We start from the raw sequence: 18,587 nt of genomic DNA, 5'->3' as shown, positions 1-18,587 counted from the left end.
GATATAATTGCAAAAAGCTACTCATAAATTTCAAAATAACAATTTTTCATTTAAATGTTAAATGGACGTTTTATTAAATACAACATTAGGATGATTAAATTAAGTGCTATTAGTCCCTAAAATTGGATTGTATTTATATAAAGTGAGAGCGTAAGTTAACTACAATAATAATGGTTAAGGATAAAGAAATGAGTAAGTTATTGTATTTTAAAGAGTGGTTAACTATTAAGGAAGCCACTAAATGCCTTTCTAATGTATTTAATGAAAAAGTTAAAATGAGGGATATCTATAGATTAGCTTTAGACAATAAATTAATTTTGTCTTTACATTTTATTAATTCCACTTAATGTAGAAAAAGGAGTAAATGTAGAAACAGTAATTAATATGACAGCAGTAGTTAATGATACCCCGATTTTGTTTGAGAAAGAGTATATTCAAATAAAGTCAGGTTGTTGTTGTGATTTAGTCAATTTATACAATGGGCAATTAGTTATAAAGCAAGTGTATTATGGTGATGCATCTAATACATTAAAAATTGAACCAGAATATAATAAAGGAATTATTATAAAAGAAACTAATGAAGATAAAGATCATCCTTGCTACTATCGATTAATTAACTGCTTAGAATATAATGGGCAATTGTCAGAAGTGGTTACTACTCATTTGTTACCAGATGATGTTTTATTGGTGGTTAAGACTGAATATTTGCGTGATTTTATTAGTCATACCTGTATTACAAATAATCTCGATAAGCCATTACATAGTAAGGAACGTATAAATTTGTATAAGGTAATAGCATTATTGGCAGAAATGAATCAGTTACCTCCAACTAAAGAATTCAAAGTTGCTAATATAATTAAAACTTATGGCGATAGTATAGGTTTTGATTGTCCTAGTAGCCATACCATTGCTAAATGCTTAAAGGAAGCTAGTCATTATTTACCTATACATTAATAAATTGAATTCAAAAAATAAAAGTTGAATTCAAATTATCTATTTGTTTTTTAATATATGCTATCACCTCTTAATAAAGATGGTTGTATATTGAGTAAATATCTTTATTAGTTTTTTATAAATTGTGCTATATATTACTATTATTAGTATTAAGCATAATAATAATTCATGATAATAGATAAAGGAGTAGTAGCTACCAATATTAATAGTGAAGATGTTTTTGTTGTTAATGATAATTCGTTTATATACAAATGTACTTTTAGAATTAAGAGGTAAAAAAACATAATAACAAGGAGGAATCATGCAAAAAGTAATAACGGTACTAGCTAGCCCTGAAGAGGCTTTTTTAGTTAATACCTATGTTGAAACTTGTGCAATGATTGATGCGATAACTGCAATTAATGAGAGAACGGAATCTATATGTGATTTATTAGTGGGATGTATCAGAAATTGTCTGATTAAGAGTCAATCTTTGTGTAATATTGCTTGGCAATTACAAGCTAATATGGATTGCTTAGCATTATTTATTAAGCGCTATATAACAAGTCAACAACAGTTATGTGCGGGGTTAATTCAAGCGGCTCGGCAAAAGGCCAGTCATATTATTATGAGCTATGGGGAGAGTACTGCTAAGTTAAATGCTGTGGGGGAAATAGTAAGTTTATTGTTGGATATTAAGCAATATATTAATGCTGTTGCTGCAATAGCTTGTTACCAAAGAGATAGCGAGAATAATAACTTTGAAATAATGGCATAAAATTATTATTAATTAATAATTACAAGAAGAGTTAAATTAGGGGATAATAGATAACTTTTATTATCCCTTATTATATTTTACGATTTTATCGTTGTAGGTTTGTTTTGAATTGGCAATCATTATTATCTCCTGAGAGATTAGGTAAAGCAGTATTAAGCCCAGATGAGTTGGGACGTAGCCCGTTTCATAAGGATTATGATCGAGTTGTTTTCTCTGGAGCATTTCGACGTCTAGGTCGTAAAACACAAGTTCATCCGGTGTCTAGCAATGACCTTATCCACACCCGTTTGACGCATAGTTTAGAAGTGGCGTCTGTAGGGCGTTCTCTAGGAATGCTAGTTGGTGAGTTATTAAAAGATGAGCTACCCCAATGGTGCTTACCTATAGATTTGGGAGTTATTGTGCAATCTGCATGTTTAGCTCACGATATTGGTAATCCGCCTTTTGGGCATTCAGGAGAGGATGCTTTTCGCTATTGGTTCTCTCAGGCAGCCAGTAAGGGTTGGTTTGACTGTATGAATGAGGTAGAACTTGCAGACTTTCTAAATTTTGAAGGGAATGCACAAGGATTTCGTATTCTAACTCAATTAGAATACCATCAAAACGAAGGTGGTATGCGTTTAACTTATGCTACGTTAGGGAGTTATCTAAAATATCCTTGGACATCTCGTTATGCGGAAGCCGAGGGATATAAGAAATGTAAGTTTGGTTGTTATCAAAGTGAGTTACCTTTATTAGAGCAAATAGCAGGTAAGTTAGGTTTGCCCAAGGTTTCTGCAGAGCGTTGGCAACGTCATCCCTTAGTATATTTGCTGGAAGTAGCAGATGATATCTGTTATGGGCTAATTGATCTTGAAGATGGTATAGAAATGGATCTGTTGGCTTATGAAGAAGTTGAAGCTTTATTGTTGGATTTAGTCAGTGAACGTAATCCTAACCTTAATAAACAATTAGACTCGACTAGTAGTCGGCGACGTAAATTAGCTATTTTACGTGGTAAAGCAATTGATCATTTAACTAATGCGGCGGCAGAAGCTTTTATTACACAACAATCTGCTTTATTGAAAGGTGAGTTAGTAGGCGATTTGGCAGAGTATATGGATACTGCAAGTAAAGAATGTATCCTAAAAGCAAAGAAAATTGCTCGAGAAAAAATATTTCAAGATAAACAAAAAACATTGCATGAAATAGGCGCTTATACCACTCTGGAGATTTTACTTAATAGTTTTTGTGGTGCTGCGGTTGAGTTGCATAGTAAAGGCACATTATCCTTTAAAAATAAACGTATTTTTGATTTATTAGGCCATGATGTTCCAACAAAAGATTGGACGCTCTATCAGTCAGTCATGCGTATGATCGATTTTATTGCAGGTATGACTGATAACTATGCAACAGAAATGGCTAAAGAAATGACAGGACGATCTAGTCCAGTATAGTAAGTATAATTTCTACATAGAAAAAAACTAATTACTTTGAGTAATTGACTCATTAAATATAATCAGTGTAGCAGTTAAATTTGTTATACTGATATCTTAAGAAGATTGCCTGTTCTAAGCAATTTATTGATTATTATAAGAAAATTCTAAATCGATGATTGGTATAGTCATTTTTGATGTTAAGGGTAAAAATAAGTTATGCAAGAGCGTGAACAACTATTAGAAAAAATCCAAGAATTGATTGAAGAGAATGAAGGTGATTTACCCTTTGTTTCTCTAGATGATTTTTTTGTTGGTAATAATGATGAAGCAAGTATTGCACCTGACCAAGTAGACGATGGCAGACCTACCTTAGCTGAAATGTATAAACAATTGAAATGGATTGAGGGGCGACCCAATGTTTATTCTGTATTAGTCAGTATTCATGAAGATTGGGAAATGTCTCTTAATAATAGAGAAGTATGGCCAGCAGCAGACACAATTCATATTTATGCAATGGCTCCTTTATCTGATGCAGAAAAATGGGTGGAGGCATTACATTGTCGTATTTATGAAGGGTGGATTTATGGCATGCCTCTAGCAGCACCATCAGTACCACCGGGTTATAATGTTTATACACTTTATTGGGATTAATAAAAAAGCCATCAAATTGATGGCTTTTTTAATGATTACTTAATATAAAGTTGTTTTTTAAGATAACTTTCTACATCAGGTAGAAAGAGTGTTAAAACACCTAATAATGGTAGAAATGCGCAGAACTGAAAAATATGTTGTAAGCTTGTTTGATCAGCAATATAGCCTAAAACAGCTGCAGCTATACCGCTCATTCCAAACATAAAACCAAAGAATAATCCTGCAATCATACCTACACGGCCTGGTATTAATTCTTGAGCATAAACGACAATAGCAGCAAAGGCAGAAGAAATAATTAGGCCAATGAGGACGCTTAGTACTCCTGTCCAAAATAGATTAGCAAAGGGTAGTGCTATTGTAAAAGGCGCAGCGCCAAGGATAGAGAACCAAATAACATATTTACGACCAATACGATCACCAATAGGGCCGCCAGCAAAAGTGCCGACTGCAACAGATGCTAAAAATAAAAATAAGAAAAGCACGGCATGGTCTTTTGAAAGATTAAATTTTTCTATTAAATAAAATGAATAATAGTTACTCATACTTGCCATATAAAAGTATTTTGAGAAAATTAAAATACCTAAAATAGAGAGGGCAAGTGTGGTTTTTTGCTTACTAAAGGGTAAGGTAAGGTCAATAGGCGCTCGCCCTTTACTGGCCTTTAAGTGTTTGGCACTCCAAGCACTAATGCGCATAAGTAAAATAATACCAGCGATACCAAATACCACAAACCATAAGATATAGCTTTGTTGGTTATGTCTTAACACAATAAAACTAACTAATAAAGGACCAAGTGATGAGCCAAAGTTTCCTCCTACTTGGAAAGCTGATTGAGCAAAACCAAACTTGCCTCCTGATGCATTGCGTGCAACACGAGAGGCTTCAGGATGAAAAGTAGAAGAACCAACCCCTAGAAAAGCAGCAGCAACTAGCAACCAAGAAAAACTACTAGCAAGTGCTAACATTACTAAACCCAGAGTAGTGGAGGCCATACCGATAGGTAATAGGTAAGGTTTTGGGTGTTTGTCTGTGTAAAGTCCAATGGCTGGCTGTAAAATTGAGGCGGTAATTTGATAAACAAGGCTAATGCAGCCTATTTGTGCAAAACTTAAACTAAACCTTTCTTCTAGCAGAGGATAGGTGGCAGTGAGCATTGATTGAATGAGATCATTCATTAAATGAGCGCAGCTCACCATCATAATAATAGATAAAAATAGTTTGTTATGACTATTAACGGCTTGTTGTTGATTCATGATAATGGATAAACTTATTTTTATATCAAAAAGTAGGGGATGGTTATTAATTTATATCATACAGAATTATTTATAAATTTATAAGGTTACTTAAGATATATTCTTTTTCTCAATAAGAGGTAAAGTAAATGGATAGCTTTTGTGATAAAATGTCGCAGTAATCTTAATTAGCTATTTCTAAGTAATAGAAGAATTATTTGGATAAATAAAATAACTATTTTAAAAAATATACAATATGCTAATGTATTAAGTTGTAAATAGTCTGAATCCAATATAGCGGGTGTATCTATGTTAAATAAAGCGCTTGAAGAAACAATCAATGCAGCTTTTCGTGAAGCTAGCTTAAAACGTCATGAGTTTATTACAGTAGAACATCTATTGTTAGCTTTATTGGACAATGAGGATGCTGTCAAAGTACTGCAAGCTTGTAAGATTGATCTTAAAAAACTCTCGAAAGAATTATCAGAGTTTATAGAGCAAACCACGCCACGTATTGCAGATACTGATAAAGATACACAAACTGATGCTACATTAGGTTTTCACCGTGTACTACAACGTGCCGTATTTCATATGCAGAGTTCTGGCAAAAATGAAGTAAGTGGTATAAATGTTTTAGTTGCTATTTTTAGCGAAACGGAAAGCCAAGCTGTTTATTTGTTGAAAAAACAAGGAATTTCAAGATTAGATGTAGTGAGCTATGTTTCACATGGTATTGGTAAAACTGATATTGAAGATGTAACTGGGGAAGAAATTAAAGAAGAATCACCAGATAATGTGGTAGAGAAGAAGCCTCTAGAAGCTTATGCGACGAATTTAAATGAATTGGCAGAACAAGGATTAATTGATCCTTTAGTGGGTAGAGAACAAGAAGTTGAACGTGTTGCACAGATATTGGCACGTCGTCGTAAGAATAACCCTTTATTAGTGGGTGAGGCTGGGGTTGGTAAAACAGCCATTGTTGAGGGGTTAGCGAAGCGTATTGTTGATGGTCAAGTGCCAGAACTCTTAAAAGGCAGTGTTATTTATTCATTAGATTTAGGTGCTTTATTAGCAGGCACTAAGTATCGTGGTGATTTTGAAAAACGTTTTAAAGCTGTCCTAAAAGATTTGAAAAAGCGCACTGATGCGATTTTATTTATTGATGAAATCCATACTATTATTGGTGCTGGGGCGACTACAGGTGGCGCAATGGACGCATCTAACTTGCTTAAACCAGCGCTTAGTAGTGGCCAAATTCGTTGTGTAGGTTCAACAACCTTTAAAGAGTATCGTGGTATTTTTGAGAAAGACCATGCACTATCACGTCGTTTCCAAAAAGTAGATGTGGTTGAACCTTCTGTTGCTGACACTATTCGTATTTTACAAGGTCTAAAATCTCGTTTTGAGGAGCATCATCATATTGCCTATACTGATGAAGCCCTTAAAGCAGCGGCTGAATTAGCAGCACGCCATATCTCAGATCGACATATGCCCGATAAGGCTATTGATGTGATTGATGAGGCTGGTGCTTATCAGCAGTTACAGATACCTGATAATAGAGTGGAGTGTATAGATGTCCCACAGGTAGAAGCTATTATTGCTAAAATGGCAAGAGTACCTTCAAAAAGTGTTAATGCTTCTGATAAAGAACTTTTACGTAATTTAGAACGTGACCTTAAATTAACAGTGTTTGGGCAGGATACTGCTATTAGTTCGTTAGCTTCAGCCATTAAACTTTCCCGAGCTGGATTAAAAGCTCCAGATAAACCTGTGGGATCATTTTTATTTGTAGGGCCAACAGGGGTAGGTAAAACAGAAGTCGCCAAACAGTTAAGTCGAGCATTAGGCATAGAATTAATCCGTTTTGATATGTCTGAATATATGGAGCAACATTCTGTTTCTCGCCTAATTGGTGCCCCTCCAGGTTATGTGGGTTTTGATGAGGGTGGTTTACTCGTAGAGGCCATTACTAAAACGCCTCATTGTGTACTGTTGTTAGATGAGATTGAAAAAGCTCACCCTGCAATCTTTAATTTATTGTTGCAAGTCATGGATCATGGTACGTTAACTGATAATAATGGGCGTAAGGCTGATTTTAGAAATGTTGTATTAATTATGACTTCTAATGCAGGGGCTCAATCAGCTGCTAGAGCGTCGATTGGTTTTGCTCAACAAGATCATTCAACTGATACTATGGAAGTTGTTAAAAAAGCATTTTCACCTGAATTTCGTAATCGATTAGATGCAATTATTCAGTTTGGTCGTTTAAGTGATGATGTATTGAAGAGTATTGTGGATAAATTCTTAGTGGAATTACAGGTACAATTAGAGGAAAAACAAGTACAACTAGAGATTTCTGAGCAAGCAAGAGCATGGTTAGCGAAAAATGGTTATGATCCTCAAATGGGTGCTCGACCAATGGCGCGTTTAATTCAAGAAAAAGTAAAACGCCCTCTTGCAGAAGAAATTTTATTTGGCAAGTTAGCAGAGCAGGGTGGTATTGTTCATGTTGATATGAGTAATGAACAGCTAACTTTTAATATAGAGCAAATTGTTGAACCTGCTTAGTGAGTAGTTTTTAAGGAAATAATATGAACTATAAAGTGTTGTTGATGACCCTTGTAGTATTTGGATGGGCAGGTCAAGTTGTGGCACAGTCAAATAGGCCACCTACAGCTGTTAATGTGCCAACAATGGCTTTTGATAAAGAGCTAATGGAGAAAGCTACGGTTATTGATGAAGAATATATTCCTACTCATTTGAGAGTAAATAGAGCTGTAGTTATGTTAGGTTCTACAACCTTAACAGAGATTTCTAGTATTTTTAAAACAGGTATTCCTTTACATAATGGTAAAGGTTACTATCAATGCTATAGTTTACCTAAATATTCTCATCAGCTATGGTTTGTTACCAAAGGCACAGATTTACAAGCGCCAGTTACAGAAGTGGTAATGAAATTGGGTGGTACATTACCAACAGAGTATTGTCCATTAATTACAGCCGCTTCTTATCCTATGCTTTCTAATAAAATGCGTTTAGAACTAAAACCTAATTTACTGGAAACTTTATTTGGTAAACCTATACAAAAACAAAGAACAACTTCTGTTTATCTTCTTCAACTACCAAAATTACAAAAACTTAAAGTACAAACTCAAACAGGCAGTAAAGGTGTTGAAATGATTAAAATTACACAGGTGGGTGTGACTTATTAAGTAAATAGACAGTTAAAAAGATAATTTATTTAGACTGTTAAAAACTTTGGGAGAAAATTTTTGCCCAAAGTAAATTAGAAATTATAACGAATCCCTACACCACCATAAGCCACATAAACTCTACCAGATGCAGCATCATGCAATGTTAAAAGCCAAGCAAAGATAGATAAACTAATAGCAGCAGGAATTAATAACCATATTGAACCGTTTTGTTTTAACCAAATATAAGGTAGGTAACAACCGATTATTTCTGAGAATGCTGTTAAGATATAAAGAATAAGTGTTTTCAAATAATAAAATCACTGATTAAACGATAAATTAAACCTAAACCAAAAAGCACAAAAGCTATACCACAAATAAAATTAATTTTATTAAGCCGTTTTTGATACCAATTAGCAACCCATTGTGTAGAAAATAGTGTTGCAACCAAATAAAACCATATTAAGCTTTCTATTACAACTAATATAAACATCAATAACAAGGTATGGGGAGTTGCATTAGCAACAGCAACTGCAAAAATACTTCCAAAATAGGCCAAAGCTTTTGGGTTAGCAAGGTTAGTCATTAAGCCCTTTATATAAAAACTGTGTTGCTTATTATTGTTTTTAGCTGTTAACTGGTTTTTATAAAAGCTGCTTTTTATAGCAGAGATACCTAACCAAATTAAATAACTGCCTCCTAGTAATAACAGTAATTTATAAATGATGGGTGTATGTTCAATAATAATACTTAAACCACTAATAGCTAATAATGCCCAAATAGCAATAGCACTACACACACCCAATATTGCTAAAATGTAGCTTCTTTTATTATAGTTAGCTGCTATTTGGGAAATATAAACGAAATCAGGACCAGGACTTACTAAAGCTAAAAGATGGATAAAAAATATAGAGAGGAGTGACATATGCTTAATGCTAAGAAAATAGCTAATATATACTTAGGCTACTTAAAAGACAAAATAATTTTGAAAGTAAGTAGGGTTTTAAGTTAAAGTATGATCAATATTGAGTATGTTTAGTAAGTTATAAAAATAATAAGTAGTACAGAAAGACATCTAAATTATTGTTAACTAAACTAAAGTTGATGTTTACAACATATAGTTGGCATGAAAATATATAAAAACTTAAGATAAATATAAAAAAGAGCGTTATGAATAGTATAAAAAAACAACTTATGTTTTATGTAGTTCAATTAATAAATAAGTATATATTTGGCAAAGTAGGTGGATTGTTAGTTTTTATTTACAACTACAATGCGCTATTTTACTTGTTTCTCAGAATTTATGATCACTCCAAAATTTTAAATTCTATCTTTCAGAAAAGAATATAAAATCATTTTCCTCATTATAAGCCCGGATTTAGTTAAACCATATAAAGGAGGTATGACTAGTAATAGCCCTAATAAATCAGTCAATTCTAAAATAATAACAACTTGAGGTAATAAAAGATGGTACAAAATAACAATAATATAGCTGTTGAAACTCCTGAGCAGGAGAAGAAACGATTACGTAAAGTAGCAACTGCTACTATTGTTGGTTCTATGCTCGAGTGGTATGACTTTTACTTATATGCAACTATGGCCGCGTTAGTTTTTGGACAAGTGTTTTTTGACACTGCTGACCCTAAGAGTGCAAGTTTAAAAGCCTTTGCTACCTTTGCTATTGGCTTTATTGCAAGGCCTGTGGGTGGAATGTTATTTGGTCGTTATGGTGATCGTTTTGGCCGTAAAAAGATGTTGGTGGTTACCTTTATCCTTATGGGGGTTTGTACCACAGTCATTGGCCTTATTCCTACCTATGATAGTATTGGCGTTTGGGCTCCTATTCTGTTAGTTTTCATCCGTTTTATACAAGGTTTAGGAGCTGGTGCTGAGTTAGCGGGCGCAGCTATTACTTCATATGAGCATGCCTCCAGTAAGAAAAGAGGTAGTCAAGGCGCTTGGCCTGCAATTGGCCTGAATTTAGGTTTATTACTTTCTTCGTTTACTGTTTTTATATTAAGTTTATTTGGTGAAAATTTCTTGTTAAATGGTGGTTGGAGAATCCCTTTTATTCTTAGTTTCATATTGGTTTTCGTTGGGCTGTGGGTAAGACGCAGCTTACCAGAGACTCCAGACTTTGATAAAATTGTACATGAACATAAACGTGATAAAGCACCATTCCATGATATTTTTAAATTCCATATGAAAGGATTATTAGTCGCTTTCTTTTTGGCATTAGGTTACAACGCGTTAAGTTATACCTTTAAAACTTTCTCATTGGCTTATCTAGATCAGTATAAAGGCGTTACTGCTGATGTTACTTCTTTATCTATTACCCTTGCTAGTTTAGTTGCCTTATTTACTATCCCTTGTTTTGGTTGGATGTGTGATAAATGGAGTAGTAAGAAAGTGATGATAACAGGTGCAGTTATCACCTTATTATATATCTTACCTTTTATGTTGTTAATAGATACAGCTAATGAACATTACATTTACTTTGCATTAATTATTACTACAGGCTTCCTAACACCTATGATGTTTGCTGCACAAGGCTCATTTTTAAGTAGACAATTCCCTGTTCAAGTACGCTCTACAGGAATTGGTACAGGTAGAGAAATAGGTGGAGCATTAGGTGGTTTGGCACCTTTATTAGCGCTTTGGTTGGTAAAAATATCACCTGATAATTCAACCATAGGGGTGATTGTTATTTTATTTATCTCTGCTATTTTTGTGATCGTTTCAGGATTGTGCGATCAGGGTAGTAAATTTACAGATAATAAAAATTAATGCATAAAAAAGCCTCATTTTTGGGGCTATTTTTTTGTATTAGAAGTTTTGCATTACAATGGTTTAGTGAGCCTATGATGATCTTTATCCTGTTTATTTTTAGTGAAATTCAAGCATTGTTATTATGTTAAGAAAGGTTTTGTTAATAGGTAAATAGTAAAATGTTAAGGAATAATTAACTTTTATCAATTATGATATAACCGAATAATATATGGTGGTTGAATACTGACTTTTTATTAAATTGCAGAAATGCAGGATGCTTTTATGAAGAAAAAATATTGGCTAGTAGTTCCTTTATTGATGTCCTTAATGTTTGGGACGATATCTAATAACCTTGTGCATGCACAAACTGCAAGCCCACCTACTACCGCAGTAGATGAGTCAACATTAGCAAAACGCTATGCAGGGAAAGAGTTAAAGGTTATTGATGTTTCAGAGATTCAAGTAAATGGCGCTAGTACGCTTTCTGTTACTTTTTCGGTACCTTTAAAAACGGATCAAAAATTTAATGATAAGTTACATTTGATTGATACTAAGTCAGGTAAAGTTGATGGTGCTTGGGTTTTATCTAAAAACCAACAAGAGTTAACCTTTAATAATTTAGAACCGAATCGTAAATTGGTATTAACTATTGATGCGGGTTTAAGAGGGGTAAATGGCAAAAGTATTCCTTTAGAGTATGTCGCTCGTTTAACCACTAAAGATTTAAAGCCTATGTTAGGTTTTGCAAGCCGAGGTTCTTTATTGCCTGTTCGTTTAGCTGAAGGTTTGCCTGTAGTAACCTTAAATGTTCAACAAGCGACCGTAGAGTTCTTTAAAATTCATGATGATAAGTTACCTCAATTCTTTAGCCAATGGGGTAGAGGTGGAAGCTTACAATACTGGAGTTCTGAAGAGTTGCTAGCGATGGCTGATTTAGCTTATACAGGTGGTTTTAAGCTAAATGCAGATAAAAACCGTCGTGAAACAGTGATGTTACCGATTGGTGGAATCAAGCAGTTACAACAACCAGGTGTTTATTTTGCTGTATTACGTCAATCTGGTGCTTATAAATATAGTTTCCCTGCTACAGTTTTTACTATCTCTGATATTGGTGTTTCTGCACACCGTTATAAATCCAGTGATAATCTAACTGTTTTTACCCAGTCATTGGAAACGGGTAAACCCATTATTGGTGTTGATATCAAAGTATTGGATAGTAAAGGTAATGTAATTGAAAATGCTGCTACTAATACTAAGGGGTATGCTGAGCTAGCAAATATCAGTGATGCGGATATAGTCTTGGCTGCCCATAATGGCCAGACTACGATGTTACGTTTGAAAACATCTGCCCTAGATTTATCTGAGTTTACTGTGACTGGTCCCGAAGATGCTGCTTTCCAATTCTTTATCTTTGGTCCTCGTGATTTATATCGTCCTGGTGAAACAGTATTATTTAATGCGTTGCTACGTGATAAAGATGGTAATCAAGTTAAGGATATGCCTGTTAATGTTGAAGTGCGTAGTCCAGATGGTACTGTTGTACGTAGTTTCGTATGGAAAGCAACGCAACAAGGTTTTTACCAATATCAATTGAAAGTTTCTAGTGATGCAAAAACAGGGCGTTGGTCTTTCTTAGTAAAAATCGGTGATAAAAAGGTTCAAGATTATAATTTTAATGTTGAAGATTTTTTACCAGAACGTCTTGCATTAGAGTTAAATGTTGATGAGGAACCATTAGCACCAGCAGATAGTATGCATGTTGGAGTAAACGGTCGATATCTTTATGGCGCACCTGCTAGCGGTAACTTATTAAGTGGTCAAGTGTATGTTCGTCCATTAAGAGAGGGTGTGGCTAAATTACCAGGTTACTATTTTGGTGATTTAAATGAAAAATACTTATCTCAAAATATCGATTTTAGTGAGTTTCCTTTAGATAAAGAGGGCAAGGGAGTTATTCAACTTGATAGTCAATGGAAAGAAGTAAAATCACCTTTACAATTAATTGTGCAAGCAAGTTTACAAGAGAGTGGTGGTCGCCCTATTGTACGTCGTGTTATACAATCGGTATGGCCTGCCAAACAGTTGGTAGGTATCCGTCCTTTATTTAAGGATAAAGAGGTGGATTATGATACTACTGTTGAGTTTGAGGTGTTATTAGCTAATGCTCAAGGTGACAAATTAGCAGCTAAGAATTTAAAAGTACGTTTCATTCGTGAGCGTCGTGATTACTATTGGTATTATTCAGACAGTGATGGCTGGGATAGCAATTATAATCAAAAAGATTTAATGATGGATGAACAGCAAATCAGTATTGCTAAAGGTACTACTGCTAAATTAACCTATCCTGTTGAGTGGGGTTATTATCGCTTAGAAGTGGAAAATCCAGCGACAGGTTTAATATCTAATTACCAATTCCGTGCTGGTTATTGGTGGCAAGAAAATACAGAAGAGGGTGGTGCAGTACGCCCAGATCAAGTAAAAATTGCACTTGATAAGCCAGCTTATAAAGATGGAGATAAAGCGAAGATAACTATTACTCCACCAGCGGCAGGTAATGGTTATTTAATGGTTGAATCTTCGGATGGTTTATTATGGTGGCAAGCAATAGATGTGCCTGCTACAGGTAAAACGTTTGAGATTCCTATCGATAGCAAATGGCAACGCCATGATTTATATATTTCTACTTTAATAGTTCGCCCTGGTGACCGTAAGGTTGGCGCTACACCTAAACGTGCGGTAGGTTTGTTGCATTTACCATTAGATCGTCAACAGCGTAAAGTTAATCTTGAATTAGTTGCACCAGAAAAAATGGGACCTTCACAAAATTTAGTGGTGAAGGTAAAAGCCAAAGATAACCAAGGTAACCCTATTAAGAATGCCACTGTATTAGTTGCTGCGGTGGATGTTGGTATTTTAAATATTACTAGTTATAAAACACCAGATCCATTTGCTGGTATCTTTGGTCGTAAAGCGTATGGTGCGGATCAGTTAGATGTATACGGTCAACTGATTGAAACAGGACAAGGTCGCATAGGTTCTTTATCATTTGGTGGTGATGCTGCATTAGCGAAAGGCGGTAAAAAACCAGATACTAATGTGATGATTGTTGCGTTACAAAGTAAACCTGTAACAGTTGATGAAAATGGTGAAGCCGAAGTATCTTTAGCTATTCCTGACTTTAATGGTGAGTTAAGGTTAATGGGGCAGGCATGGACTGATAATGCTTTTGGTATGGCAGAAGCTAAAACAGTAGTAGCCGCACCTATCATTGCTGAACTTTCTACACCTCGTTTCTTAGCAGGTGGTGATAGTTCTACATTAGCGTTAGATATTACTAATTTAACTGAAAAACCACAGAAGTTAGCAGTAAATTTAACTTCAGAGGGATTTGTTACTTTAGTTAATAGCAAACCTCAAGAAGTTACTGTAGCAAAAGGTGAGCGTAAAACATTAACGATTCCTGTAAAAGCTTTGTCAGGTATAGGTGTAGGTAAGGTAACCGTTACTGTGACTGGTATTACAGTAGAAGGTAAAGCAGCACCAGATATTAAACGGACATGGAGTATAGGCACACGACCTGCGTATCCTGCTAGTTTAGAAACTTTCCAAAATGTTTTAGAAAAATCACCCTGGAATATTCCAACTGCTGTACTTAGTGGTACTGAAATGCATGGTAGAGAGGGCTTGGTACAATTAACAAGTCAACCACCCTTGAATTTATCTAAACAAATTCAATCATTGCGTGCTTATCCTTATGGTTGTGCAGAGCAAACTACCAGTGGTCTTTATCCATCACTTTACTCAAGTGCTGAGCTATTAAAACGTTTGAGTGTTACTACAGATCAAACAGATGAGCAACGTCGTAATGCTATCGAAGTGGGGATTGGTCGTTTACTAGGTATGCAACGTCATAATGGTAGCTTTGGTTTATGGAGTAGTGATAGTGAAGAGGGCTATTGGTTATCTATTTATGTAACTGATTTCTTATTGCGTGCCCGTGAACGTGGTTTCTCAGTACCTGAAGAGCCATTACAAAATGCGGTAAAACGTATTCTGAATTATGTACAAAATAACAATAGTATTGATCCCTATTATACCGATAATAGAGATGCTACACGTTTTGCTGCTCAAGCCTATGCAGGTTATGTATTAGCTCGTTCTAAACAAGCTCCATTAGGTGCATTACGTGCGTTATATGATCGTCGTAGTCAGGCACCATCTGGTCTTTCTTTAATTCAATTGTCGGCTGCATTGAAATTAATGGGTGACAATACTCGTGCAGAACAGGCATTAAAAGAAGGATTAGTAAAAACACGTGATAACTCAAGAAGCTATTGGTGGATTGGTGATTATGGTAGTGAGGTGCGTGATAATGCATTAATCCTTGCTCTTCTCCAAGAGCACCAAATGGGCAGTGCAGATACTATATATAATCGTATGTTTACCTTAAGCCAAGATGTAGCTAATAAACGTTGGTTATCTACTCAAGAACGTAATGCTATTTTCTTAGCAGGTTATCGTGTTCTTTTAACGCCTGAAAAAGCTTGGCAAGCTGAGGTTGATGTAGCTGGTAATAAGTATACAGTTACTGATAAGCAACCTAGTTTGAAACTGTCTGATGAAGAAATGCGTAAAATCACCACCTTAAAAGTAGTGAACAAAACAGCAGATGTACCTTTATATCAAACAGTTAATGTAACGGGTTATCCTAGCCAAGCACCAAGAGCTACTACTAATGATGGTCTATCTATTTCGAAAGAATATTTAGATTTAAATGGTAGGACTTTAAATCTTAAAAATGTAAGAAGTGGTGACTTAGTGATTGTGCGGATTAAACTAGCCACTAAACAACGTATCACGGATGCGTTATTGGTAGATTTATTACCAGCAGGTTTGGAGTTAGAAAATCAAAATCTAGCACAAGCATCGGCAAGTTTAAAAGATGCAGCTGACACGATTAAGGAATCTTTAAAATCAATGCAAAGAGCACGTATTGCTCATCAAGAGTTCCGTGATGATCGCTATGTAATACAGTTGGATCTTGGTTATAACTATTCTAACCAAACAACAGATATATTATATTTAGCGCGTGCAGTAACACCAGGCGAGTATCGTGTACCTCCCGCGGTAGTGGAGTCTATGTATCGTCCTAACTGGCAGGCTACCAGTGATGCACCTGCATTACTGATTGTGAAGCCTCATTAAGTATTAGGTAGTTAATTAAAAAGGCGTACTTGAGTACGCCTTTTGTTTTGTAGAGTAAGTTAACTTGGCTATTTTACGTTTTATTGGTAGACATTGGCGAGTTTGGGTATCCATTCCAATTATTATCATTGGTTTACTATGGGTGCTTGATAAGTTATTTCCATTACCTATGCCTGAAGATGGTATAGCACGTATTGTATTAGCGAGTGATGGCACACCTTTATGGCGTTTTGCTGATAGAGATGGCGTGTGGCGTTATCCTATTACTATTGAGCAAGTATCGCCTGCTTATATTGAAGCCTTGTTAACCTATGAAGATCGTTGGTTTTATGAACATCCTGGGGTCAATCCTATAGCTTTAGGACGGGCATTCTGGCAGAACTTAACAGGTGGTAAAATTATATCAGGGGGTAGTACCCTATCTATGCAAGTGGCTAGACTCATTGAGCCACACCCTCGAACGTACTGGGGAAAAGTGAGACAAGTCTTTCGTACTATGCAGTTAGAATGGCATTTGAGTAAAGATCAGATTCTTACCTTATATCTTAATCGTGCACCTTATGGTGGAACAATTGAGGGTGTAGCTGCTGCTAGTTGGGCATATTTAGGCAAGCCGCCAGATCAACTTACTCAAGCAGAAGCTGCATTATTAGCAGTATTACCACAAGCGCCCAGTCGATTAAGACCAGATCGTTATCCTGAGCGTGCTAAATTAGCCAGAGATAAAGTATTAAACCGTTTAGCTGAATTTAATATATGGCCACAGTCTGTTATTGATGAAATACAACAAGAAAGTATTTTCTTAACGGATCGGCAAGAGCCACAAATGGCACCGTTGTTAGCGAGAAGATTATATAACAACAGTCAAACGCCTATTATTCAAAGTACTATTAATGTCAGTATGCAACGCCGTTTAGAGGATTTATTAAAGAACTGGCAAGTGCGTTTACCTGAATATACTTCAGCCGCTATTTTGGTGGTCGATCACCAAACCATGGAGGTAAAAGCCTATCTTGGTTCTATAGATATTACTGATGATAAGCGTTTTGGTCATGTGGATATGGTGTCTTCCATTCGCTCACCTGGCTCAACCTTAAAGCCTTTTCTCTATGCAATGGCAATGGATGCAGGGTTGATTCATTCTGAGTCTTTATTGCAGGATGTGCCAAGACGCTATGGTGATTATAAACCTGGTAATTTCTCAGCAGGTTTTATAGGGCCTGTATCAGCAAGTGAAGCTTTATCAATGTCACTAAATTTACCAGCAGTACAATTGCTTGAAGCGTATGGCCCAAAACGGTTTTATGGTGAATTAAAAGGGGCTGGAGTAAATTTAACATTGCCACCAATGGCAGAGCCTAATTTGTCAGTTATTTTGGGTGGTGTAGGGACTAAGTTAGAAGATTTAGTCATGGGTTATAGTGCTTTTGCACGTCAAGGTAAAGTAGCACAACTGCGTTTTAAACCTACTGATGTTTTAGAGGAAAGGCCATTGTTATCTGCAGGTTCTGCATGGGTGGTAAGGCGTATTTTATCAGGTCAAACAGAACCTGATCGAGACGAGCGAGCAAGGCTAGTACAACGTAGTGTATTAGCATGGAAAACAGGGACTAGTTATGGCTTTAGAGATGCTTGGGCAGTTGGCTTAGGACCACGTTATTTGGTAGGTGTATGGATTGGTAGACCTGATGGAACGCCAGTGCCAGGTCAGTTTGGAGTGGCTTCTGCAACGCCTTTATTATTACAAGTACATGATCTTATTATTAACCAAACTGCAAGCAAAGCATTATCAGTTACTGAAAGTAATCAGCCAGCTAGTGTTGGGGTAGCTGCCATTTGTTGGCCTTCGGGACAGCCATTGCCTGTTAAAGATGCTAATTGTCGTAAAGAGCGTTTTGCTTGGACATTAGATGGTCTAACACCCCCTACCTTGCAAGCAGTAGATCAACCTCTTGGCACAGGCATTAGTCAAACTATTTGGGTTAATAGCAAAGGTTTACAGGTAGCTGCTGATTGTGATGGAGCTATTGAAAAACGCATTGATTTATGGCCTGCTCCATTAGAACCTTGGTTAATTTATGCTGAACGTCGTAACCGTCGTTTACCTAAAGCTGATAAAAATTGTCCGCCTTTACTACCCACTAAATCAGCTCCTCTATTTATTGTTGGGGTGAGAGAGGGGGATAGATTGCGTTTACCTGCCATTAATACAGAGCCGTTAACATTAAAACTTTCTTCATTAGGTGGGGCAGGGCAACGTTGGTGGTTCTTAAATGGAGAACTGATTGAGGAAACTGTACCTGATGAATCTTTTGATAGAGAATTTATAAAGGCAGGTAAACAACAGTTAACTTTATTAGATGAACTAGGTCAAACAGCAACTATTGAGTTTTCCATTCAGTAAAATGTT

Annotated in this window: 11 protein-coding genes and 1 pseudogene; 9 read left to right on the top strand and 3 right to left on the bottom strand. The window is 35.8% G+C overall.

The annotated features are described in order from the left end of the window. The first annotated feature begins 384 nt into the window (after positions 1-384). From MTZ49_RS15460 to MTZ49_RS15445, 4 genes are all read left to right on the top strand, one after another. The gene (locus MTZ49_RS15460; protein WP_264746346.1) at positions 385-954 is read left to right on the top strand and encodes a hypothetical protein; all 570 of its coding nucleotides are present in this window, start codon (positions 385-387) and stop codon (positions 952-954) included. A gap of 301 nt (positions 955-1,255) precedes the next feature. Next, entirely contained in the window at positions 1,256-1,711 is a 456-nt protein-coding gene (locus MTZ49_RS15455) for a hypothetical protein (protein WP_264746345.1), read from the top strand. Between the two features lie 104 nt (positions 1,712-1,815). After that, the gene (locus tag MTZ49_RS15450) at positions 1,816-3,147 is read left to right on the top strand and encodes a deoxyguanosinetriphosphate triphosphohydrolase (RefSeq protein ID WP_264746344.1); all 1,332 of its coding nucleotides are present in this window, start codon (positions 1,816-1,818) and stop codon (positions 3,145-3,147) included. 198 nt (positions 3,148-3,345) lie between these two features. Next, on the top strand, positions 3,346-3,780 hold the full coding sequence (locus MTZ49_RS15445) for a hypothetical protein (RefSeq protein WP_264746343.1): 435 nt from the start codon (positions 3,346-3,348) through the stop codon (positions 3,778-3,780). Between the two features lie 35 nt (positions 3,781-3,815). Here MTZ49_RS15445 and MTZ49_RS15440 read toward each other — a convergent pair whose 3' ends face one another. Beyond that, positions 3,816-5,033, bottom strand: coding sequence for an MFS transporter (locus MTZ49_RS15440; RefSeq protein WP_264746342.1), 1,218 nt, complete (start codon positions 5,031-5,033; stop codon positions 3,816-3,818). Between the two features lie 288 nt (positions 5,034-5,321). Between MTZ49_RS15440 and clpA the strand changes: the two genes are divergently transcribed. Beyond that, positions 5,322-7,580 (top strand): ATP-dependent Clp protease ATP-binding subunit ClpA, encoded by a 2,259-nt coding sequence (gene clpA / locus MTZ49_RS15435; RefSeq protein WP_264746341.1) that lies wholly within the window; start codon positions 5,322-5,324, stop codon positions 7,578-7,580. A gap of 23 nt (positions 7,581-7,603) precedes the next feature. Then, a complete protein-coding gene (locus MTZ49_RS15430; protein ID WP_264746340.1) occupies positions 7,604-8,224 on the top strand; it encodes a hypothetical protein in 621 nt (206 codons plus the stop codon). Between the two features lie 95 nt (positions 8,225-8,319). Here MTZ49_RS15430 and MTZ49_RS15425 read toward each other — a convergent pair. Both MTZ49_RS15425 and MTZ49_RS15420 read right to left on the bottom strand, forming a co-directional pair. Then, positions 8,320-8,514 (bottom strand): annotated as a pseudogene (locus MTZ49_RS15425) (YnfA family protein); the annotation flags it as partial. Further along, positions 8,511-9,128 (bottom strand): LysE family transporter, encoded by a 618-nt coding sequence (locus tag MTZ49_RS15420; RefSeq protein WP_264746339.1) that lies wholly within the window; start codon positions 9,126-9,128, stop codon positions 8,511-8,513. The gene MTZ49_RS15420 and the pseudogene MTZ49_RS15425, both read right to left, overlap by 4 nt. 542 nt (positions 9,129-9,670) lie before the next feature. Between MTZ49_RS15420 and MTZ49_RS15415 the strand changes: the two genes are divergently transcribed. From MTZ49_RS15415 to pbpC, 3 genes are all read left to right on the top strand, one after another. Next, positions 9,671-10,990, top strand: coding sequence for an MFS transporter (locus tag MTZ49_RS15415; RefSeq protein WP_264746338.1), 1,320 nt, complete (start codon positions 9,671-9,673; stop codon positions 10,988-10,990). 300 nt (positions 10,991-11,290) lie between these two features. Next, on the top strand, positions 11,291-16,177 hold the full coding sequence (locus tag MTZ49_RS15410; protein WP_413774198.1) for an alpha-2-macroglobulin family protein: 4,887 nt from the start codon (positions 11,291-11,293) through the stop codon (positions 16,175-16,177). A gap of 70 nt (positions 16,178-16,247) precedes the next feature. After that, positions 16,248-18,581, top strand: a complete 2,334-nt coding sequence (gene pbpC / locus MTZ49_RS15405) for a peptidoglycan glycosyltransferase PbpC (protein ID WP_413774197.1) — start codon at positions 16,248-16,250, stop codon at positions 18,579-18,581. Positions 18,582-18,587 lie beyond the last annotated feature (6 nt).

This window comes from Entomomonas sp. E2T0 (assembly GCF_025985425.1).
In the GTDB taxonomy this organism is placed as follows: domain Bacteria; phylum Pseudomonadota; class Gammaproteobacteria; order Pseudomonadales; family Pseudomonadaceae; genus Entomomonas.
Note: the sequence above shows the minus strand (reverse complement) of the source record. Positions and strands in the feature narration are given on the sequence as shown.

What these genes read in the sequence shown, in the direction of transcription:
- MTZ49_RS15460 (WP_264746346.1), top strand. Translation starts at nt 385, where the DNA reads ATGACAGCAGTAGTTAATGATACCCCGATTTTGTTTGAGAAAGAGTAT.
- MTZ49_RS15455 (WP_264746345.1), top strand. Translation starts at nt 1,256, where the DNA reads ATGCAAAAAGTAATAACGGTACTAGCTAGCCCTGAAGAGGCTTTTTTA.
- MTZ49_RS15445 (WP_264746343.1), top strand. Translation starts at nt 3,346, where the DNA reads ATGCAAGAGCGTGAACAACTATTAGAAAAAATCCAAGAATTGATTGAA.
- MTZ49_RS15440 (WP_264746342.1), bottom strand. Translation starts at nt 5,033, where the DNA reads ATGAATCAACAACAAGCCGTTAATAGTCATAACAAACTATTTTTATCT.
- clpA (WP_264746341.1), top strand. Translation starts at nt 5,322, where the DNA reads ATGTTAAATAAAGCGCTTGAAGAAACAATCAATGCAGCTTTTCGTGAA.
- MTZ49_RS15430 (WP_264746340.1), top strand. Translation starts at nt 7,604, where the DNA reads ATGAACTATAAAGTGTTGTTGATGACCCTTGTAGTATTTGGATGGGCA.
- MTZ49_RS15420 (WP_264746339.1), bottom strand. Translation starts at nt 9,128, where the DNA reads ATGTCACTCCTCTCTATATTTTTTATCCATCTTTTAGCTTTAGTAAGT.
- MTZ49_RS15415 (WP_264746338.1), top strand. Translation starts at nt 9,671, where the DNA reads ATGGTACAAAATAACAATAATATAGCTGTTGAAACTCCTGAGCAGGAG.
- MTZ49_RS15410 (WP_413774198.1), top strand. Translation starts at nt 11,291, where the DNA reads ATGTCCTTAATGTTTGGGACGATATCTAATAACCTTGTGCATGCACAA.